Source organism: Aeromonas sp. FDAARGOS 1419 (genome assembly GCF_019047045.1).
In the GTDB taxonomy this organism is placed as follows: Bacteria; Pseudomonadota; Gammaproteobacteria; order Enterobacterales; family Aeromonadaceae; genus Aeromonas; species Aeromonas veronii.
Window position 1 is genome coordinate 3,589,452 of the sequence record NZ_CP077209.1, and the last position, 19,414, is coordinate 3,608,865.

A 19,414-nucleotide genomic window follows, 5' to 3' on the forward strand; every position below is an offset into this window, starting at 1 on the left:
CCCAAGGCCCGCTTCTGGTGTATCTATAACCCATGAATACCACCGATTCCCTTATCCGCTACTGGCAATCCCCGCACCTGCCGGGGGTCGAGCTGTCACACTCCCACCACAGGGCGTTCAGCTACGGCCGCCATGTCCATCTCGACTACCATATCGGGCTGGTGCAGCGGGGTGGCCAGAAGTTTATCCACAAGGGGAACAGCCACCATCTGGTGCGCGGGGTGCTCTCTACCGTCAACCCGGACGAGGTGCACGACGGCCTCAGCCTGCTGCCGGAAGGGTATGAGGTACGGGTCTTCGCCATCGATCCCCAGCAGCTGGCGCTCTGGCTGCCGGAGCAGCCTGAACCCTTCTTCGACAAGGGATTGCAGAGCCGCCCCGACCTCTATCAGGGCTTTGCCCAGCTGCACAGCTATCTCGACAACCCCAAGGCCGATGGCCTGCTGATCGAGAGCCAGCTGCTTGCCCTGCTGGGGGAGCTGCTGCATCTGGCCCCCGAGGTACACCAGTTGGCGGATCCCCAATTGCGATTCCTGCGCGACTACCTGATGGCCGCCCTCGACGAGCCCCACTCGCTGGAAGAGCTGGCGGGGCTGCTCGGGCTCGATCGTTTCGCCTTCCTGCGCCAGTTCAAGAAGCGCAGCGGCATGACTCCCTACGCCTGGCTGAAACGGCTGCGGCTGGAGCAGGGCAAGCGGCTGCTGGCGAGCGGCATGGCGGTGAGCGAGGTGGCGCTGGCGGTCGGCTTCTTCGATCAGAGTCACTTCCACCACGGCTTTCGCCAGGCATTCGGTCTGACACCCGCCGAATTTCGTGCCCAGATGCAATCTTTTACAAGCCGCGCCCCCCGCTGATCCGCCATGCTGACTCTCCGTCGTTAAAGCGAGAGTTGTTATGCTGACCAGTCTGTTCGTTACCCTCGGCCTGATGCACCTGATTGCACTGGCCAGCCCCGGCCCCGATTTCGCCCTGATCCTGCGCACCAGCCTGCACCGGCCGACCGCCCTTGGCGCGGCGCTGGGCATCTCGCTGGCGATCATGGTGCACGCCACCCTGAGCCTGACCGGGATCAGCATGCTGATCGCCAGTCACCCGCTGCTGTTTATGGTGATCAAGTGCTGCGGTGCCCTCTATCTGGGCTGGTTGGGGTGGGGCGCCCTGATGGCGGCTCGCCAGCAGAGCAGCACCCTGATGGCCAGCGCCGCCAACGAGCTGCGCGGCTGGGGCAGGGGCGTGCGCACTGGCCTTGCCACCAACCTGCTTAACCCCAAGGCGCTGGTCTTCTTTATCGGTCTGCTGGCCGCCATGGTGACGCCAGAGGTGGACGGGATGACCCGCAGTCTGCTGGTGGGCGAGCTGTTCATCATCTCCCTCTGCTGGTTCGGGTTGCTGGCGTGGAGCCTCTCCACCGATCGCGCCCAGCGCCTGCTGCTGCGGGTGCAGCGGCCGCTCAATCTGGTGACCGGCGTGCTGTTTGCGGTGGTCAGCCTCTCCATTCTGGCGAGCATGGGCGCCGAGCTGGTGGCCTGACGAGTCGGCGCATGGGCCTATACTCCAGCAAGGTTTACCTGTCAGGAGTGCCCGGCCATGCGTCTACTGCCTCTTTGCTGGTTGCTGGGGATGACCCCGGCGCTGGCGGCCCCGGTTCAGCTCAAATTGCTGGAGTGGGGCTATCTGCCAGCGGGTTATGAACAACAGTTTGCCGACTACGCCAAAGCCCATGGGGTGGAGGCGACGGTCAGCCGGATCGAGCCGCTGCTGACTGATTTCGACAGCGTCTACCGCGCCCTGCGCACCCGCAGCGCCGATGTGGTGCTGCCGACCAGCTACTTCTACAAGGCCCATCACCAGCCGCTGTTCAAGCTGCTGCTCCCCATCGATTTCAGCCGCCTGCAGCACTACCCCGAGGTGAAACCCGCCCTCAAGAACACCGAGTATGACAAGCAGGGGGAGCGCAACTACTCGGTGCCCTTCTCCTACGCCATGTTCAGCCTCGCCTATGACAACAAGCAGGTGCCGCAAGCGCCCACCAGTTGGCAGGTGCTCGCCAACAGCTCGCCGCCGGGTCAGTTTGCCGAGTTCTGCGACCAGTTCGAGCCGCTGCTCTTTTCGGTGCTGCTCTCGCTGGGCAAGTCGCCCGCCCTGTTTGCCAGCGGCGAGATGCTGGCCGACAAGACCTTGCAGCAAGAGGTGGAGCAGCAGCTCTCGCAGCGGCTGCGAGCCAGTCGCGGCTTCTGGTTCAATCAGGCCAACCGCTGCGAGGATCTGCGCCAGCAGACCTTTGCTACCACCTGGGGGCTGGAGCTGGTGGAGTGCAACAAGCAGAACGAGCAGCAGTGGCGGATCGCCATGGTGCAGGAGGGGGCCATCTATGCCCTCGATGCCCTCTCCATCGCTCGCCATGTCGGGGATGATCCTGCACGGCTCAAGGCTGCCTACCTGCTGGTGGATTTTCTGCTGAGCGCGCCGCTGCAACGCCAGATGCTGGTGGGCACGCCCACCATCTCGGCCAGCAATATGGCCTCCCGGCCGCCCCTCAGCCCGCAGGAGCAGGCGGTGCTGCCGGATCGCCCACTGCCGGAGTTTGACGAGCGGCTGTTGGTGCCCGCGCTACCCGCTCATATCAAGAATCGCTACAAACGGATGGTGCAGCAGGCGATCGTCGCCAGTGGCAAAGAGGGGCTGGTCAAGCAGTGCCCCTGGGATCTCGATAACTGATGAATGAGCCTGCCGCTTCTCCGGCGGCAGGCAAGTTTGCGCAAGATGGCTGATGATCGGTCATCGCGTGTTCCAGGGCATTCCCCCGTTCAACTCACGCCGCTCGCGGGCCCCCATCGTTTGAAAAAAACCGAGCACTTTTCGCAGCCCCATTTAGCCGGATTAAACAACCGAACCCTCGCCAGATCGCCGTTCGTACCCTGGCTGACCCTGTATAAAAGCACCGCAATTGTGACAACTTGGATGTGAGCTGAACAATCCTGATCTGTTGCTTGTGGGAAGGTGATGAATAGGTTATTTCTCTGTGACATTGGTGGCATCCGGTACGGGTTCTCCAGCCATGTGGTGCGAAATCCACAGCAAAAACAAACAGTAAAATGCAGGAGCAAATATGAAAAAGGTCGTGATGGTTGCCGTGGCTGCGGCCCTGCTGGGTGGCTGCGCCGTCAAGAATCAGGTATCCCACAGCTTGCAGGCGATCCCGCTGACTGCCTTCCAGCAGAGCGAGAGCAACCCCAATCAGCGCGTCTACAAGGAGCCGGGCGTTGACCTGCGCCAATACAATGAGGTGCTGCTCGATCCGCTGCAGTTTATCCGGCAGGAGAACGGCCAGTGGTATCTGCTGACCGCCAACGAACAGAACCAGATTGGCCGCTACTACCACGACAAGTTCCAAAGCGAGCTGATCAAGCAGGGCGTCAAGATCGCCACAGCCCCCGGCCCGAAGGTCATGCGGATCCAGGCCGCCGTCACCAACTTCGACCTGACCCGCCCCGACCCCAAGCTGCGTGACCTGCTGCCGGCCAAGATCGCCATCAACGTCACCCGCGAAGTGATCGGCAAGGAGCCCTACCTGCTCAAGGTGGGCAGCATGGCCCAGTTGCTCGACTCCCGGAGCGGCAAGCTGCTGGTGCGGGTGATGGATGCCCGTGAGAGCTCGGATACTACCCACAAGGATGAGCCCATCACCGCCGAGGAGATGGAGAAGATGATCGACCAGTGGGCGGCCAGCCGCGCCAAACAGCTGGCGGACAATCTGGGGCGCTGATCGATTGGTGCGTCCAAGCGGGGCGCAGCGGGAGCCTTTTGGGCTGCAATAATGGCAAGATGTTGATAAGGTGGTCATTTTGCAGGCAGGAGAAAATGATATGAAACGCGTGTTGTTACCCATCCTTGTTGCTGGCCTGTTGAGTGCCTGCAGCACCTCGTCACCCACGCCGGAGTGTGCACCGATGGCGGGTGGCTGGCAGAGTCAGCCGTTGCCCAATGCTGAAGGAGAGGCTGCGCTGGCCAGCGTGCTGGCTCGCATGAACACGGCCGCCAAACTGCAGAGCATCCGCGAGGTGCGCAGCCAGGTGGTCTCCGGGGTCAACTACGACATTGAGTTCCAGCTCGACAACGGAGAGGTGTGGAACACCCGTGTCTATCGGGATCTTGCCGGCAACTACCAGATGACCCGCACGGCTGCACAGGGTGAGCTTCCTCCCTTGCCTTGCGTCAAGGCCAAGTAATTCCTGCTTGTTGAGCCCCTCCTCAGAGGGGCTCATCTGACCAGAAAATTTCTGCTTTTCTCCCCGCATTCTGACAGTCAGGATGACCCTTCCCGTGACTGCATCCTCATGGAAAAGGAACCGCTATGAATCGCCACCCCTGCATCAAACACTGGCGCGAGCTGCAAGAGCAGACGCCGCGCTACTACTCCGGCAGTCAGGAGCCCCTTTCCCGCGGCTGTGCCCTCGGCAAACACTTCGGCTTTAGCCGCATCGGCATTCACCACGAGATTGTCGAGCCCGGCCATCGCACCAGCTGGCCCCATGCCGAAAAGACCGAAGACGAGTTTGTTCACGTGCTGGAAGGGACGCCGGATGTCTGGCTCGATGGCGTGCTCTATCGGCTGCAACCGGGCGACTCGGTCGGCTTCAAGGCCGGTGACGGGCTGGCCCACGCCTTTATCAACAACACCGAAGAGACTGTCCGGCTGCTCTGCATTGGCGATACCGATCGGGAGGACAACCGCATCCACTACGCCGTGCACCCCGAGCGCAATATCACCCTCGGCAAGCTGCACTGGGATGACGTGCCCGAGCGTGAGTTGGGTGATCACGACGGCCTGCCCGACAAGCTGCGCGAGAGCAACGGCCCCTTCTAGAGCGCAGCCCTTCTGCGCATCAGCCCAGTGCCATCCGATATAAAAAAGCCTGCCGCTTGGCAGGCTTTTGCTATCTGTTTGCCGCCTGTGGCGTGCAGCGTTTATTGCAGGTTGAGCCCGCCCAGATAGTCGCGCTTGCCGAGATCGACCCCGGCGCGGCGCAGCAGGGCGTAGGCCATGGTGAGGTGGAAGTAGAAGTTGGGAATGCCGTACTCATGGACGCAGGTATGGCCATCCATCCCCTTGCCGCCCGCCCAGTGGGGCAGGTAACGGCCGCTGGCATACTGGCTGTAGTCCGCGTCCAGCTTGCCTTGCAGATAGGTGATGGTCTTGCCGATATGGGCGCGCAGATCCGCGATGGTCTTGGGCTCATCGCCCATGGCCGGCAGCTCGCTGTGGCTGGCGGTGGCCACCACGGCGCGGGCCGAATCGCAGCAGATCAGCACCTGCTTGGACAGCGGCAGCATATCGACGATCAGCCGCTCGCCGAAGAAGTTCTCCACGTTGAACTGCTTCGCCGCGGCGTGGGCTTCGGCCTTGGCCAGACAGTGGTCGAGGTTGGTCAACATCTTGATGAACTGGGCGGTAATGTCGCGATTCATGAGCACTCTCCATCTTGTTGAAACAGCGGCCTGCGTGCGCGGCCACGGTGAATGAGACTGGCTAATCGACCACCAATATACCCCAACCGCTGCCGGGTTCGAGCCCGCCACGACGAAAGGGCAGGGCAGCGCGACTTCGCGCGACAGCAGCTGGCCAAGCAGCCCTGCTCGCTTTTTGAACCTGTGAGTCCCTTATCGCCCCTTTTTTGATCTGTGACATAAATCACCTTTTTTCAGGGGCGTAGGCTGAATGCCGTTGTCCTGGACACACGCCTGCGCATCCGCCAGGACACAAGAAAAGGAGAATAAGATGAAGATCTATGACCGTAACCGCAATGTGCTGAACCTAGGTCAGCGCGTGATGATTGCCGCCACTGGCGCAGTCGATTTTCTGAAAGAGGCCCATACCGACAATATGACCCCCTATCAGGCGGAGCATGAGAAGTGTGTGCTGCTGGCAAACTCCGGGGAGCGCTACGCCCCCATCGAGTTGATTAGACTAGGCTGATCCCTTTCCCTGTCACCCTACTCTTTACAATTCACCCGACCGCCGCGTCCCATCTGGCGGCCGGGTTTCTGAGTTCCCCTCTTCATCCCACCAAATGCCGAAAAATTGAACCGGGTCACATCCCGCTCGATTTGAGCGATTGTCAGCCAGAGCAGGCTCATGCGAACCTTTAAATCCCGTTAACTCACTAAAAAATAACGACTATGTTCAGGCAAATAATGATGAGTGCCGCCCTGCTGTCGGCGGCGCTGCTTTCCGGTTGTGCTTCCGTACCCATGGCCGATGCCACCGCAGACGCGCAGGCCAAGCAGTTTGTGGCGCCCAAGGATGCGGCCAACCTCTATATCTATCGCAACGAGACCTTCGGCACGGCGGTGAAAATGCCGGTGCTGGTGGATGGTGTGGCGGTCGGCGATACCGTGGCCCACAGCTATATCCTCAAGCAGGTGACGCCGGGCAGCCACACCATCACCTCAAAGTCGGAGAACGATGCCACCCTGACCCTCAGCACCGAGGCGGGTAAAAACTACTACGTATGGCAGGAGGTCAAGATGGGCCTGCTGATGGCCCGCTCCAAGCTGAGTCAGGTCAGTGAAGAGGAGGGCAAGCAAGGGGTGATGGAGAGCAAGTTGGTCAAGTGACCAGAGGCTTTCACCAAAAACAAGGCGTAGCTCCACCAGTTACGCCTTTGCCCGAAAGTGGGTGTTCCAGATTTCCTGTCCATGTAGGTTCGATTAGCGAAGCGTAATCGGACGATCGCGTAAGTAACATCCGCATCATCACGGCCCGCAAGCAGATCGAAGTGAGGCAAGGCTATGCTTGGCTTTTCGGTCTCAACGAGGGGAAAGGGATGGCCAATTGGCGGCGGGCATGGTGGCCCGGAGGAACCTGGTTCTTTACCGTCAACCTGCTGGAGCGGCGCAATAACCGGTTGCTGGTGGAGCAGATCGACTTGCTGCGCCATAGCGTTACCAAGGTGCAACAGGCTCACCCCTTCGCCATTCATGCATGGGTGGTGTTGCCCGACCATCTCCACTGCATTCTCTCTTTGCCGGAAGGAGACACCGATTTCCCCCTGCGGTGGCGGTTGATCAAAAGCCACTTTTCCCGCGCCTTGCCGGTGAACGAGCGGCGCAGCCAGACGCGGTTACGTCACGGGGAGCGGGGCATCTGGCAACGCCATTATTGGGAACATCTGATCCGGGATGAGCAGGATTACCGCCGCCATATGGATTACGTCCATATCAACCCGCTCAAGCATGGTCATGTCACCCGGGTGGCCGATTGGCCGTATTCCACCTTCCATCGTTATGTGGCGAGCGGCGTCTATCCACCGGATTGGTGCGGGTCGGTGGATGGGGCATCGGGGGGATTGGAGTAAACCCCTAAAGGGTTGTTCCGTTGTAAGCGTTCGATTACGCGAACGTCTGATTACTCGATCGTCCGATTACGCTTCGCTAATCGAACCTACGGTCCTGCGTCATTTAACAATATGAATATATTGTGGTTTTGTGCTTCTCTGAACGTTGGTGTATCACAAATAGTGATATATTTTCATTGACGGCTAGGTCACGATTGTCCATGATTCCGGTTACACATTTGACTCACAAATTGTAAGTTAAGGGTGTAAAAAAGGGCCCGAAGGCCCCTGGTTAGATCTGGTAGTACTGCACTTTGATTGCCTCTGGACTGGTACTCCAAGAGTAATCGTTGTAATCGTGCGGGACTGCACTAAGCAGAAGTAAAAACACAAATCCTACAAGCTTTTGCCTTAAAGCGTCTAGGAACCCTGATATGAGCCACCTGATCCACTTTGGAAGGGTGGCTTTATCATTTGTAGCCTTTGGTGTTGAACGACGTGAACGTCGTGGTCTTTTTGGCATGGATAACCTCCATCATTTGCCATGGGATGGACACAGTTTTGCCCGGGAAGGGTTTTGATACTTCGTTTATCACCATGAGTTGCTCCTCATTTGATGTAAAACCACTATATGTGGTGCTCCTGCCGCTTCGTAACACAAGATAATGGTGCAGAGACAGAGTTGCAATGTGTGGATAACTGGCGTGCTGTGGATAAATTGTGAGTCCCACTCTGTCTGTTAGTATCCACTCACACTGAGCGGGTTTTCATCCGTCCGCTCCGCTAAATACAAGTCTCCCGATCAAGGATGGAAAATTTAAATAACTTTTTTTGCTTGCGAAAAGGGTGCTTTTTTAATAGCAAACTTAAGTTGAATATACCTTGTCCAATATGGGACAAATATTGTTCTTCCACAGCTTAAACACAGCTGTAGGTTCGAATAGCGAAGCGTATTCGGACGATCGCGTATTTAAAGTTGTCACGATGGGTCATATAAAAATCAACCCGGCCTAAGCCGGGTTGGTTATTTCAAAAGGCAGGAAAAATCAAAGCGCTTCCAATCTGGCATAAGCCGTCACCAGCCACTTGGCGCCGACGTCGTCGAACTGGATCTGCACCCGGCTCTGCTGGCCGACCCCTTCGAAGTTGAGTACCACCCCTTCGCCGAATTTCGGATGGAGCACCCGCTGGCCGAGCTTGATGCCGCTGGCGTCGAAGCTCTGCTGCACTTCGTTCTGGCTAAAGCGGCCGTACTGGGTGGGGCGGCTGACCTGAGTGCGCAGCCGGATCTCTTCCAGACACTCGGCAGGCATTTCGCGGATAAAGCGGCTCGGCTTGTGGAACATCTCGCGGCCGTAGATGCGGCGGCTCTCGGCATAACAGATGTAGAGCTTTTCCATGGCGCGGGTCATGCCGACGTAACAGAGGCGGCGCTCCTCCTCCAGCCGGCCCGACTCCTCGGTCGATTGCTGGCTGGGGAACATGCCCTCTTCGACGCCGACCAGCAGCACCAGCGGGAACTCCAAGCCCTTGGCGCTGTGCAGGGTCATCAGCTGCACCGCGTCGGCATATTCGTCCGCCTGATTCTCGCCGGATTCCAGCGCCGCGTGGGCGAGGAAGGCGGAGAGATCGCTCATATCCTCCAGCTCGTCCGGGCGCTGGTACTGGCGGCAGGCGGTGACCAGTTCGTCGAGGTTCTCTACCCGCGCCTGGGATTTCTCGCCCTTTTCCGCCAGATACATTGCCTTGAGGCCGGAGTTCTGGATGGCGATATCCGCCTGCTGGTGCAGCGGCAGCATGGCGACCTGCTCCTCCAGCGCGTCGATCAGATCGACAAAGCCGCGCACCGCGTTGCCGGCGCGACCGGTCAGCACCTTGTCGTTGAGCAGCGCCTTGGCCGATTGCCACAGATTGAGCCCCTGATCGCGGGCGTTGCCGCGCAGGATCTCGAGGGTGCGATCGCCGATGCCGCGGGTCGGGGTGTTGACCACCCGCTCGAAGCTGGCGTCGTCGCCACGGTTGTTGATAAGCCGCAGGTAGGCCATGGCGTCTTTGATCTCTTGCCGTTCGAAGAAGCGCAGGCCACCGTAGATGCGGTAGGGCATGGCGTCCTGCATCAGCGCCTCTTCCAGCACCCGCGACTGGGCGTTGGAGCGATAGAGGATGGCGCAGTCGGCCAGCAGGCCGCCCTTTTCCTTCCAATCCTTGAGGCGGCCGACCACGAAGCGTGCTTCGTCCACCTCGTTGAAGGCTGCGTAGAGCGAAATCGGGTCGCCCTCGGCCCCTTCGGTCCACAGCTCCTTGCCAAGGCGCTCGGCGTTGTTGGCGATGACGCTGTTGGCCGCTTTGAGGATATTGGCGGTGGAGCGGTAGTTCTGCTCGAGGCGGATGGTCTCGGCGCCCTGATAGTCGGTCAGGAAGCGCTGGATGTTCTCGATTTTGGCGCCGCGCCAGCCGTAGATGGACTGGTCATCGTCGCCGACGATCATCACCTTGCCGCTGTTGCCCGCAAGCATCCGCAGCCAGGCGTACTGGATGCCGTTGGTATCCTGAAACTCGTCCACCAGGATGTTCTGGAAGCGGTCGCGGTAGTGTTCGAGGATGTGCGGCTTGTTGAGCCACAGCTCGTGGGCGCGCAGCAAGAGTTCTGCGAAGTCCACCAGACCGGAACGATCGCAGGTCTCCTGATAGGTCTTGTAGATCTGCTGATAGGTGCGGGTGACGGGGTCGCCGTAGAGGTCGATGTCGCCGGGGCGCAAGCCTTCATCTTTCTTGCCGTTGATGTAGCCCATCACGGCGCGCGGGGCCCAGTGCTTCTCGTCGAGGTTGAGCGCCTTGAGCACCCGGCGGATCAGACGGTACTGGTCGTCGGAGTCGAGGATCTGGAAGTCCTGCGGCAGGCCCGCATCCAGATGGTGGGCCCGCAGCAATCGGTGGGCGATGCCGTGGAAGGTGCCGATCCACATGCCGCGCACGCCGTCGCCGATCACCTTCTCGACCCGACCGCGCATCTCGGCCGCCGCCTTGTTGGTAAAGGTCACCGCGATGATGGAGAAGGGTGAACAGCGTTCCACCTGCATCAGCCAGGCGATACGGTGCACCAGCACCCGGGTCTTGCCCGAACCGGCACCGGCCAGCACCAGCAGGTTGCTGCGGGGCGCCGCAACGGCATCTCTTTGCTTGTCGTTGAGCCCGTCGAGCAGGGTTGAAACGTCCATCACCACTCCTGTTTATTTATACAGTCGGCGATTATACGGCCATCCCCCCGTCAGACCAACTGCAAACTCCGCACGACGGGCAGGCGAGGGGAGTCGGTGCGGCCATTTTTGGCTGGTGCAAAGAGAACGGGATGGGGAGGTCTCCAGCTGTAGCCAATCCTTGCTCGCGCGGTTTGTGGGGATTTTGCGAGCCGGATCACGGGCTTGCCGGGGGGCTGGATGAATAACAGGGGAAAACGGTTTACAGTAACTTGCTGAACAATAAGAGAAATGTCGTTTGGGTCTTTTGGTTGTTAGCATAAAAAACTGAAAAGTAGCTAAAAAACAACTGCTTATAAGGTTGTTTGCTTAGAATTCAAACCGTTAACGCAAACGTTTTTCCCTTATCATTTGCTTGACCCGCATCGGGGCTGACTTAGAGTAAGCCTGCGTGCTAGATAGCCTGCTCTGACAGGCAAGCAAGTTCCCTCACTTAATAACAATCAAGGATACGATCGTGACTAAAGTGCTCAAGCTGGCCACTGTGGCCTCCCTCACTCTCGCTGCTCTCTCTGCTCAGGCTGCTTCCGAGCCAGCCGTCATTTATGACACCGCGGGCAAGTATGACAAATCATTCAACGAAGCCGTGTTCCGTAACGGCGTCGAGCTCTACAACAAGGACAAGGGCGTCAAGGTCAAAGAGTTTGAACCCCAGAACGAAGCCCAGCGCGAGCAGGGTCTGCGTCGTCTGGCCAGCCGTGGCAACGGCCCGATCGTGGCGGTCGGTTTCAACATGGGTTCTGCGGTAGAGAAGGTTGCGACCGAATTCCCGAAAACCCAGTTCACCATCATCGACATGGTGGTCGACAAGCCGAACGTCCAGTCCGTCATCTTCAAGGAGCATGAAGGTTCCTTCCTGGTGGGCGCACTGGCAGCCATCGCTTCCAAGAGCGGCAAAGTCGGCTTCGTGGGCGGCATGGATATCCCGCTGATCCGCAAATTCCAGTGCGGTTACGAGCAGGGTGCCAAGTTCGTCAATCCGAAGATCGAAGTGTTCCAGAACATGGCGGGCTCTACCCCGGCCGCGTTTGCTGACCCGGCCAAAGGTGCCGAGCTGGCCAAGTCCCAGTTCGCCAAGGGTGCTGACGTGGTTTACGCCGCAGCTGGCGGTACCGGTATCGGTGTCTATCAGGCAGCCAAGGACAGCGGCAAGTTCGCCATCGGTGTGGACTCCAACCAGAACCACCTGCAACCGGGCACCATGCTGACCTCCATGGTCAAGTCTGTGGGTCTGGCCGCTTACCAGACCTGGGATGACGCTGCCAAAGGCGAGTGGAAGCCGGGTATCAAGAACCTGGGTCTGGCCGAAGGCGGTGTGGATTGGGCACTCGACAAGGACAACGAGAAGCTGATCACCCCGGAAATGAAAGCCAAGGTAGATGCCATCAAGGCTGAAATCATCGCTGGCAAGGTCAAGGTTCATGACTACATGAGCGATAACACCTGCAAATACTAATTAGATAGCTGCTACGACTCTCAACGCACCACCGGCCCGCACGGGCCGGTTTTTAGTCTTATTTCATGAAACGCAGGGCTGCATCATGGACCAGACAGATCGCTATGCCATCGAATTAAGAGGTATCGATAAGCGGTTCGGCGAAGTGTACGCCAACAAGCTGATCGACCTTAAGGTTCGCAAAGGCAGTATCCACGGCATTGTCGGCGAAAATGGCGCCGGTAAGTCCACCCTGATGAGCATCATTTATGGTTTCTACCATGCCGACAAAGGCGAGATGCTGATCGACGGGAATCCTTTCAAACCCCATGGCTCACAAGATGCGATTGCCGCAGGGGTGGGCATGGTTCACCAGCACTTCATGCTGGTCAATAACTTCACCGTATTGGAAAACGTCATCCTCGGCGCTGAGAACGGCTGGCACCTTCAGCAGAGTGTGGCGTCAGCCGAAAAGCTGCTGGGCGAACTGGCGCGAGATTATGGCCTCGACGTGCCGTTGCACGAAAAGGTCGAAGATCTGCCGGTTGGCTTGCAACAGCGGGTCGAAATTCTCAAGGCGCTTTATCGCGGCGCCCGCATCCTGATCCTCGACGAGCCGACCGGGGTACTGACCCCGCAAGAGGCGGATCACCTGTTCGAGGTGCTGAAAAAGCTGCGGGATCAGGGGGCGACCATCATCCTTATCACCCACAAGCTGCGGGAGATCCTGGCCATTACCGATCAGGTCTCCATCATGCGCCGTGGCGAGATGGTGGCCCACGTCGCCACCAAGGATACCGACAAGGAGCAGCTGGCCGAACTGATGGTGGGCCGCAAGGTGCGCCTCAAGGTCGACAAGGGGCCAACCCAGCCCGGTGAAGCCAAGCTGAAGATCGAAGGGCTCAGCTATTTCGACGCCAGCAAGGTGGAGCGGGTCAAATCGGTCAGCTTCGAGGTGCGGGCCGGTGAAGTGGTCGGCATCGCCGGGGTCTCCGGCAACGGTCAGTCCGAACTGCTCAGCCTGCTTGGCGGCATTCTCAAGCCGAGCAAGGGTGGCTTTACCATCAGCAGCCGCAGCGGCGTGCACAAGGTGAGCGCGGAGCACCCGGCCGATCCCGAGCTGGTGCGCAACTACGGCCTCGGCCATGTGCCGGAAGATCGCCACAAGATGGGGCTGATCAACCGCTTCGAGGCGAAAGAGGCCTTTATTCTCGGTTATCACCGTCGCCCGCAATACAACAAGGGGTGGCTGCAGAACAAGGAGGCGATCCAGCAGGATTGTCAGGCCAAGATGGAGAAGTGGGACGTGCGCCCGCCTCATCCCGATCACAAGACCGCCAACTTCTCCGGTGGCAACCAGCAGAAGCTGGTGATCGCCCGTGAAGTGGAGCAGGACCCGGATGTGCTGTTGATCGGCCAGCCGACCCGCGGGGTCGACATCGGCGCCATCGAGTATATCCACCAGCAGATCATCGCCATGCGCGACAAGGGCAAGGCGGTGCTGCTGGTCTCGGTGGAGCTGGACGAGATCATGAGCCTCGCTGACCGGATCCTGGTCATTGCCGACGGTCGCATCGTCGGCGAGCTGGATGGTGCCAAGGCGGATGAGCGCACCATAGGTCTGATGATGGCGAACATAGTGCCGGACGAAGTTGCCAAGGAGGCCCACTGATGAGCCAAGTACGTATTCCTGCCTGGGTCTCCGTAGGCGTCTTGTCTGCGGTCAACATCCTGCTGGCCTTCCTGGTGTCGGCCATTCTGTTCTACTACCTCGACATCAACCCGGTCGATGCCGCCAAGATCATGTGGTACGGCGCGTTCGGCACTGGTGAAGGGGTCGGCTTCACCCTCTACTACGCAACCGGCTTTATCTTTACCGGTTTGTCGGTGGCGGTCGCCTTCCACGCCGGTCTGTTCAACATCGGTGGTGAAGGTCAGGCCTATATCGGCGGGCTCGGTGTCGGTCTGGTCTGTCTGATGCTCGGCGATGTGCTGCCGTTTGCCCTGCTGTTGCCGCTCTCCATCATTGCCGGTGGTCTGTTCGGTGCGGCCTGGGCTTTTATTCCGGCCTGGCTGCAAGCCAAGCGCGGCAGCCATATCGTGATCACCACCATCATGTTCAACTTCATCGCCGCCTCGCTGATGGCCTATCTGCTGGTGGAGGTGTTCAAGCCGCCCGGTTCGATGGCGACCGAGAGCAAGGTGTTTGCCGAGGCAAGCTGGCTGCCCAAGATGAGCGGGATGGCGAGCCTGTTCGGGATGGATATCCCCAACAGCCCCCTCAATATCAGCTTCTTCTGGGCGCTGATCTGTGCGGCGCTGGTGTGGGTCTTTATCTGGCACACCCGCTGGGGTTACGAGATCCGCTCGGTCGGCGCCAGCCAAAGCGCCTCCGCTTACGCCGGTATCTCCTATCCCAAGGTGGTGATCCTGGCGATGGTGATCTCCGGCATGTTGTCGGGCTTCTTTGCCCTCAACGTGCTGCAGGGTGAGCTACACCAGATCAAGCTCAACTTCGTGGAAGGGTTCGGCTTCACCGGTATCGCGGTGGCGCTGATGGGGCGCAACCATCCGGTTGGCGTCATCATCGCCAGCCTGCTGTTCGGTTTCCTCTATCAAGGGGGCGCCGAGCTCAGCTTCGAGTTCGGTGTCGACCGCAACATCGTGGTGGTGTTGCAGGGTCTGGTGATCCTGTTCTGTGGCGCCCTTGAGCACATGATGCGTCCGCGCATCGAGCAGCTCTATCTGGCGTTTGCCAACCGCTCAGCCGCGCAAGCTAAAGGAGTCTGATCATGTTTGAAATTCTGATCCTGATGCTGGATGCGACCATCCGTACCGCGCCGCCTCTCATTTTGGCGGCCATGGCGGGTATGTTTTGCGAGCGCTCCGGGGTGGTCAACATCGCGCTGGAAGGCAAACTGCTGGCGGCGGCGTTCGCCAGTGGTGCGGCGGCGGCGGTCTCCGGTTCTGCCTGGGTAGGTCTGGGTGCCGGGGTAGGTGTCTCCATCCTGTTCGCCCTGATGCACGGCTTTGCCACCATCACCCATCGCGGTGATCAGGTGGTGAGCGGCATGGCCATCAACATTCTGGCGGCCGGTCTGACCGTGACGCTGGGTCGTTACTGGTTCGATCAGGGTGGCCAGACTCCGGCACTCTCCGGTGATGCCCGTTTCGCCCCCATCGATCTGCCCTATGCCAAGGAGCTGTGGGATGTGCCGGTGATCGGCCAGCTCTACAGCGAGCTGCTGAGCGGCCACTCCCTGCTGGAGTACGTGGCATTTGCCTGTGTGCCGCTGGCCTGGTGGGTGATGTTCCGTACCCGCTTCGGTCTGCGTCTGCGGGCGGTGGGCGAGGCGCCCGCAGCGGTCGATACCGCCGGTATCTCTGTGGTGCGGATGCGCTACACCGCGCTCCTCATCGGCGGCCTGCTGGCCGGTATCGGTGGCACCTATCTGGCGGTGGCCCAGACGGCCCAGTTCATCCCCAACATGAGTGCGGGCAAGGGCTTTATGGCGCTGGCGGCGCTGGTGTTCGGCAAGTGGCGCCCCTGGAATGCCATGGCTGCCTGCCTGCTGTTCGGCTTCCTCGATGCGGTCGCCATCCGCCTGCAAGGGGTCAGCATCGGTGGCTTCGCCATTCCGGTGCAGGCCATCGAGGCACTGCCCTACATCCTGACCGTGTTCCTGCTGGCCGGTTTTATCGGCCGTGCGGTGGCACCCAAGGCACTTGGTACACCTTATGTGAAGGAGCGGGAGTAGCGCCCTCTATCGCGATACTCCCGGTCACGCAAATAACAGCAGGTCCACTTCGGTGGGCCTGTTCTTTTATGGGCGGGATGGGGCAGACCTGCCGGGAGCTGGATGGTGTGATAGAGGGTGACAATGGCGTGAAGGGATAAATGGGCTGCGCGAGTTGCCGCAGGTCGTGGTTGACGTACAGGCGCTGACCCCTCTGCCAACACCATCAAAAACCCCCTCGTATCAGGAGGGGGTTGCAGAGGTTATTGCCGGATTAGCCCTGAGGATCAGGGTGCCAGCACCAGCTTGTAGACGCCAAAGCCGGGGTGTTTGGCATCGGTGGGTGGCAGGGTCTCCACATAGTTCAGCTTGCCGCCGGTCAGGGCTTGCGCTTCGCTGCGTGGCGAGCTGTAGATGCGCAGATCCAGATTGGCGGGCAGGGGGGCCAGCTGCCAGTTGTTGTCTGCCGGGGGCTCGAAACCGGCCGGATTCTTCTCTGCCAGATCCTTGAGGTATTCGGAGAGCACTTCGCGGGTTTCGAACTGATCTTCATGGACGATCACCTTGGCGTTGATGCCCGGGAAGTTGCCACCACCGCTGGCGCGGTAGTTGTTGGTCACCACGTAGAACATCTGGGTCGGGTCGATTGCCTTGCCCTGATAGGTGAGGTTGGTGATGCGGTAGCTGTCGCTCACCTTGTTGCCATCCACATCGTAACGGGCGGGTTTGGTCACATCGACCTGATAGTTCACCCCGTCGATCACGTCGAAGTTGTAGGTGCGGTACTTCTCGTTCACCAGCCACTGGGTAGCGGTGCTGGCGGCATCGATCTTGTTGAACTGGACGGCACTCTTCTCCAGCCACTCCTGTACGGTCGCGCCATTGATGGCGACCACCTGCAGGGTGTTGGGGTAGACATAGAGGTCGGCCACGTTGCGCAGGGAGATATTGCCAGCCGGTACATAGGTGAAGTCGGTCGGGCCGTTGCGACCGCCGCGGAATGGTGCGGCGGCGGAGAGGATGGGCCATTTCTCCTTGAGCTGACCATCCTGTTGCAGCTTCTTGGCATGCCACAGCTGGGCGTCGCTGACGATCTGGATGGAGGGGTCATCCTGCACCAGCGCGAAGAAGCTGTGGATTGGCTTGGTGATCTTGCTGAGGGGCTCGTCCAGCCACTGGTTGGCCTGCTCGTGCTCGGCAATGACCTGATCGACCACCGCCTGATCTTCGGTGCTGCTGGCGCTGCTGTCGATCTTGCGCAGCTGGGACTGGCTGGAGGCCACTTCCCAGCGACCCTCTTTCCAGGTCATGTGCAGGTCGATGATGCCGAGGTGGTTGCCCCAGACGCCCGGCATCACGGTCGGTACCCCCGCCAGGGTGCCTTTCTCGTTGTCCACGTCGGTCATGTTGGGGTAATCGCCCGGGAAAGTGCGGTGGGCGTGGCCCAGCAGCAGGGCATCGACCCCTTTCACCTTGGCCAGCGGCAGGGCGGCGTTCTCCATCATGGGTTCGCGCGGGTCACCTATGATGCCGGTGTGGGCCACGACCACGACGATGTCAGCGCCCTTGGCGCGGATTTCGGGTACATAGTGCTCGGCGGTCTCGACCATATCGGCCACCACCACCTTGCCTTCCAGATTGCGCTTGTCCCACTGGGTGATCTGGGGCGGAGTCAGCCCCAGCACCCCGACCTTGATGGTCTGGGTGTTGCCGTTGGCATCCTTCACCTGACGATCCAGCACCACATAGGGTTTGAACTTCTGCTTGCTCCAGTCGATGGTGCCCTTGCCATCACGGCTGAAGGCATCGGCCTGAAAGACGTTGGCGTTGATGTAGGGGTAGTTGGCCCCTTTCAGGGTCTCTGAGAGGAAGTCGAGACCGAAGTTGAATTCGTGGTTGCCCAGGTTGCCGACATCATAGCTCATGGTGTTGAGCGCCTTGATGGCGGGGTGGGTCTGCTTGCTCAGCCACTGCTGTTTGACCTGCTGGTCGTGGATATAGTCGGCCAGCGGGGTGCCCTGGATCAGGTCGCCGTTGTCGATCAGCAAGTTGTTGGCGTTTTCTTCGCGGGCCTTGCGGATCAGCACAGCGGTGCGGGCGAAGCCCAGCGAGGCATCCGGCTTGTTCTGGTAGTAGTCGTAACTCAGCAGGTTGGAGTGGATATCAGAGGTTTCGATCAGCCGCAGAGTGAGATCACCGGGGGCCTGAGAGTTGTTGTCGTCACAGCCGGACAGCAAAAAGATAACTGCCACCGCGCTCAGTTTGAGGGTGGTTTTCATTGTTGGATTCTCTTGTTATGGGTATGCCAGCGTGGTGCATTCTATCGACAGCAAAAGAATCCTATTGTGAGCAGGCTGGCAATTCGGGCTAATTACCCTCCTGTTAATAGAGTTATGACTCTGATTTTCATCTGTTTTTTCGGGTCGCTACCCTCGCTGCTTTTCCGCCGTTAGTCACCCTGTCGTTACCGCAGTGCGGTCGGGGCAAGCGGCGCGGTCTGCCGCTCCTGCGAGGCTGTAATGGTTGGTTACAGATCTCCATTCGACTGATAGATGACCTTTCCCTTAAATTCAGCGGCGATTGATTGCATCTAAAAATTACAAAGCGACAGCAAGGAATAAAAACTCATGAAAATGCACAACAAAGCGCTGCTGGCCATCGCCTGCGCTGCGGCCCTGTCTGCCTGTGACAGCGAAAAAGCTGCCAACAGCATCGCCAAGCGGGTGCCACTGGCCCTGCCGGAGGCGGGTCTTTACCAAGCGAATCTGCTGAGCCGCGACGGCGACAAGGCGACGCCGCGCATGATCAAGGATCTGGATGGTCTGGCGCTGGTCTACCCGAAGGGTGAAACCGTGCAGTACTGGGGTGTCTGGGTGGGTCATCAGGTGGGCAAGGTCGAGACCAACAGCCAGTGGCTGGGTCAGGCTGACCAGAAAGCCGACAAAGACGGGATCTACCCGGTGCAGTTGATCCGCAACAGCGAGCGGCTCGGTACCAGCACGGCGCTCAGCTCGGTGACCAACGACCACAACCTCATCACCTTCCAGGATCAGCCGGTCATCGATCTGCAGGGCAAGGAGATCAAGCGCTGGGTTTTTGATTTCACTCGCACCGGCACCAAGTTCTCCGACAACTCCCCCATCTATTCCGGTTTCAGCGGTCATGTGGCGGTGACAGCCCTGACCACCAAAGCGGTGACCACGGCCAGCTGGAGTGCCACGGACAGCGATGGCTTCAGCAGCGACATGGTGGGCAAGGTGGATACCACCAACAACGGCGGCAAGCTGACGGTAGCGATCGAGTTTCCGGCGGCAGGTTGTACGCTGGTGGGCGAGGGGAGTGCCACTGCCGGGTTGAGCAAGCTGACCATGACCGGGTTTGGCAAGTGCAACTTCAAGCAATCCGCTGCCGCCACGCCGATCGAAAACCTCTGGAATGCTGCTCTGGCCCGGGCGATGGATAACCGCGTCGCCTATGTCACCACCTATACCACGGATGCCAAAAAAGAGGCGCTGGCCATCGGCTTCCCCGACACCAATGGCTTGCTGATCACCGCTGACAAGCGATAAGCAGCTAACGGCAGGGGTGGGCAAACGCGCCTGAAACAACAAGGGAGCCAGTGGCTCCCTTGTTGTTTTCAACGCACGG

18 protein-coding genes are annotated in these 19,414 nt (G+C 59.5%); 15 read left to right on the forward strand and 3 right to left on the reverse strand.

The window, feature by feature from the left end; genetic code table 11:
* The first annotated feature begins 32 nt into the window (after positions 1–32).
* From I6L49_RS16300 to I6L49_RS16325, 6 genes are all read left to right on the forward strand, one after another.
* A complete protein-coding gene (locus I6L49_RS16300) occupies positions 33–854 on the forward strand; it encodes an AraC family transcriptional regulator (RefSeq protein WP_058056423.1) in 822 nt (273 codons plus the stop codon).
* Positions 855–894: 40 nt separating this feature from the next.
* On the forward strand, positions 895–1,530 hold the full coding sequence (locus I6L49_RS16305) for a LysE family translocator (RefSeq protein WP_100652235.1): 636 nt from the start codon (positions 895–897) through the stop codon (positions 1,528–1,530).
* A 57-nt stretch (positions 1,531–1,587) separates the two neighbouring features.
* Positions 1,588–2,718, forward strand: coding sequence for a PotD/PotF family extracellular solute-binding protein (locus I6L49_RS16310; RefSeq protein ID WP_216949940.1), 1,131 nt, complete (start codon positions 1,588–1,590; stop codon positions 2,716–2,718).
* A 391-nt stretch (positions 2,719–3,109) separates the two neighbouring features.
* Positions 3,110–3,766 carry a DUF3313 domain-containing protein gene (locus I6L49_RS16315; RefSeq protein WP_216949941.1) on the forward strand — a complete coding sequence of 219 codons (657 nt, stop codon included), beginning with the start codon at positions 3,110–3,112 and terminating at the stop codon, positions 3,764–3,766.
* Positions 3,767–3,866: 100 nt separating this feature from the next.
* Entirely contained in the window at positions 3,867–4,229 is a 363-nt protein-coding gene (locus I6L49_RS16320) for a cystatin domain-containing protein (protein WP_026034886.1), read from the forward strand.
* 125 nt (positions 4,230–4,354) lie between these two features.
* The gene (locus I6L49_RS16325) at positions 4,355–4,867 is read left to right on the forward strand and encodes a cupin domain-containing protein (RefSeq protein ID WP_139433489.1); all 513 of its coding nucleotides are present in this window, start codon (positions 4,355–4,357) and stop codon (positions 4,865–4,867) included.
* 101 nt (positions 4,868–4,968) lie between these two features.
* Here the strand turns inward: I6L49_RS16325 and I6L49_RS16330 are convergent, their stop codons facing one another.
* A complete protein-coding gene (locus I6L49_RS16330) occupies positions 4,969–5,469 on the reverse strand; it encodes a DUF1993 domain-containing protein (RefSeq protein ID WP_216949942.1) in 501 nt (166 codons plus the stop codon).
* Positions 5,470–5,779: 310 nt separating this feature from the next.
* On the opposite strand from I6L49_RS16330, the gene ydfZ reads away from it, so the two are divergent.
* The 4 genes from ydfZ (at position 5,780) to I6L49_RS16350 (ending at position 7,918) form a co-directional block, all read left to right on the forward strand.
* Positions 5,780–5,977: a putative selenium delivery protein YdfZ gene (ydfZ, locus tag I6L49_RS16335; protein WP_005342516.1), complete on the forward strand. Its 198-nt coding sequence runs from the start codon at positions 5,780–5,782 to the stop codon at positions 5,975–5,977.
* A gap of 203 nt (positions 5,978–6,180) precedes the next feature.
* A complete protein-coding gene (locus I6L49_RS16340; protein WP_139390179.1) occupies positions 6,181–6,618 on the forward strand; it encodes a DUF2846 domain-containing protein in 438 nt (145 codons plus the stop codon).
* A 209-nt stretch (positions 6,619–6,827) separates the two neighbouring features.
* Positions 6,828–7,358 (forward strand): transposase, encoded by a 531-nt coding sequence (locus I6L49_RS16345; RefSeq protein WP_139408915.1) that lies wholly within the window; start codon positions 6,828–6,830, stop codon positions 7,356–7,358.
* 413 nt (positions 7,359–7,771) lie between these two features.
* Positions 7,772–7,918 carry a hypothetical protein gene (locus I6L49_RS16350; protein WP_158653277.1) on the forward strand — a complete coding sequence of 49 codons (147 nt, stop codon included), beginning with the start codon at positions 7,772–7,774 and terminating at the stop codon, positions 7,916–7,918.
* A 465-nt stretch (positions 7,919–8,383) separates the two neighbouring features.
* Here I6L49_RS16350 and uvrD read toward each other — a convergent pair whose 3' ends face one another.
* Positions 8,384–10,555 carry a DNA helicase II gene (gene uvrD, locus I6L49_RS16355; RefSeq protein ID WP_216949943.1) on the reverse strand — a complete coding sequence of 724 codons (2,172 nt, stop codon included), beginning with the start codon at positions 10,553–10,555 and terminating at the stop codon, positions 8,384–8,386.
* A 496-nt stretch (positions 10,556–11,051) separates the two neighbouring features.
* Between uvrD and I6L49_RS16360 the strand changes: the two genes are divergently transcribed.
* The 4 genes from I6L49_RS16360 to I6L49_RS16375 all read left to right on the forward strand — a co-directional run bounded on the left by I6L49_RS16360 (position 11,052) and on the right by I6L49_RS16375 (position 15,787).
* Complete coding sequence (locus I6L49_RS16360; protein ID WP_005340803.1) at positions 11,052–12,050, forward strand: BMP family protein; 999 nt, start codon at positions 11,052–11,054, stop codon at positions 12,048–12,050.
* Between the two features lie 85 nt (positions 12,051–12,135).
* Positions 12,136–13,701, forward strand: coding sequence for an ABC transporter ATP-binding protein (locus I6L49_RS16365; protein ID WP_005342527.1), 1,566 nt, complete (start codon positions 12,136–12,138; stop codon positions 13,699–13,701).
* On the forward strand, positions 13,701–14,819 hold the full coding sequence (locus I6L49_RS16370) for an ABC transporter permease (protein ID WP_201944166.1): 1,119 nt from the start codon (positions 13,701–13,703) through the stop codon (positions 14,817–14,819). The genes I6L49_RS16365 and I6L49_RS16370 overlap by 1 nt, the downstream gene beginning before the upstream one ends.
* A 2-nt stretch (positions 14,820–14,821) precedes the next feature.
* Positions 14,822–15,787, forward strand: a complete 966-nt coding sequence (locus tag I6L49_RS16375) for an ABC transporter permease (protein WP_005340795.1) — start codon at positions 14,822–14,824, stop codon at positions 15,785–15,787.
* Between the two features lie 266 nt (positions 15,788–16,053).
* On the opposite strand, the gene I6L49_RS16380 is transcribed toward I6L49_RS16375, so the two are convergent.
* On the reverse strand, positions 16,054–18,045 hold the full coding sequence (locus I6L49_RS16380) for a bifunctional 2',3'-cyclic-nucleotide 2'-phosphodiesterase/3'-nucleotidase (RefSeq protein WP_151287358.1): 1,992 nt from the start codon (positions 18,043–18,045) through the stop codon (positions 16,054–16,056).
* Positions 18,046–18,393: 348 nt separating this feature from the next.
* On the opposite strand from I6L49_RS16380, the gene I6L49_RS16385 reads away from it, so the two are divergent.
* On the forward strand, positions 18,394–19,335 hold the full coding sequence (locus tag I6L49_RS16385) for a hypothetical protein (RefSeq protein ID WP_216949944.1): 942 nt from the start codon (positions 18,394–18,396) through the stop codon (positions 19,333–19,335).
* The last annotated feature ends 79 nt before the right edge of the window (positions 19,336–19,414 follow it).

Excerpts from the sequence above, each read along its gene's own strand:
- I6L49_RS16300 (WP_058056423.1), top strand. The coding sequence starts at position 33 with ATGAATACCACCGATTCCCTTATCCGCTACTGGCAATCCCCGCACCTG.
- I6L49_RS16305 (WP_100652235.1), top strand. The coding sequence starts at position 895 with ATGCTGACCAGTCTGTTCGTTACCCTCGGCCTGATGCACCTGATTGCA.
- I6L49_RS16310 (WP_216949940.1), top strand. The coding sequence starts at position 1,588 with ATGCGTCTACTGCCTCTTTGCTGGTTGCTGGGGATGACCCCGGCGCTG.
- I6L49_RS16315 (WP_216949941.1), top strand. The coding sequence starts at position 3,110 with ATGAAAAAGGTCGTGATGGTTGCCGTGGCTGCGGCCCTGCTGGGTGGC.
- I6L49_RS16320 (WP_026034886.1), top strand. The coding sequence starts at position 3,867 with ATGAAACGCGTGTTGTTACCCATCCTTGTTGCTGGCCTGTTGAGTGCC.
- I6L49_RS16325 (WP_139433489.1), top strand. The coding sequence starts at position 4,355 with ATGAATCGCCACCCCTGCATCAAACACTGGCGCGAGCTGCAAGAGCAG.
- I6L49_RS16330 (WP_216949942.1), bottom strand. The coding sequence starts at position 5,469 with ATGAATCGCGACATTACCGCCCAGTTCATCAAGATGTTGACCAACCTC.
- ydfZ (WP_005342516.1), top strand. The coding sequence starts at position 5,780 with ATGAAGATCTATGACCGTAACCGCAATGTGCTGAACCTAGGTCAGCGC.
- I6L49_RS16340 (WP_139390179.1), top strand. The coding sequence starts at position 6,181 with ATGTTCAGGCAAATAATGATGAGTGCCGCCCTGCTGTCGGCGGCGCTG.
- I6L49_RS16345 (WP_139408915.1), top strand. The coding sequence starts at position 6,828 with ATGGCCAATTGGCGGCGGGCATGGTGGCCCGGAGGAACCTGGTTCTTT.
- I6L49_RS16350 (WP_158653277.1), top strand. The coding sequence starts at position 7,772 with ATGAGCCACCTGATCCACTTTGGAAGGGTGGCTTTATCATTTGTAGCC.
- uvrD (WP_216949943.1), bottom strand. The coding sequence starts at position 10,555 with ATGGACGTTTCAACCCTGCTCGACGGGCTCAACGACAAGCAAAGAGAT.
- I6L49_RS16365 (WP_005342527.1), top strand. The coding sequence starts at position 12,136 with ATGGACCAGACAGATCGCTATGCCATCGAATTAAGAGGTATCGATAAG.
- I6L49_RS16370 (WP_201944166.1), top strand. The coding sequence starts at position 13,701 with ATGAGCCAAGTACGTATTCCTGCCTGGGTCTCCGTAGGCGTCTTGTCT.
- I6L49_RS16375 (WP_005340795.1), top strand. The coding sequence starts at position 14,822 with ATGTTTGAAATTCTGATCCTGATGCTGGATGCGACCATCCGTACCGCG.
- I6L49_RS16380 (WP_151287358.1), bottom strand. The coding sequence starts at position 18,045 with ATGAAAACCACCCTCAAACTGAGCGCGGTGGCAGTTATCTTTTTGCTG.
- I6L49_RS16385 (WP_216949944.1), top strand. The coding sequence starts at position 18,394 with ATGAAAATGCACAACAAAGCGCTGCTGGCCATCGCCTGCGCTGCGGCC.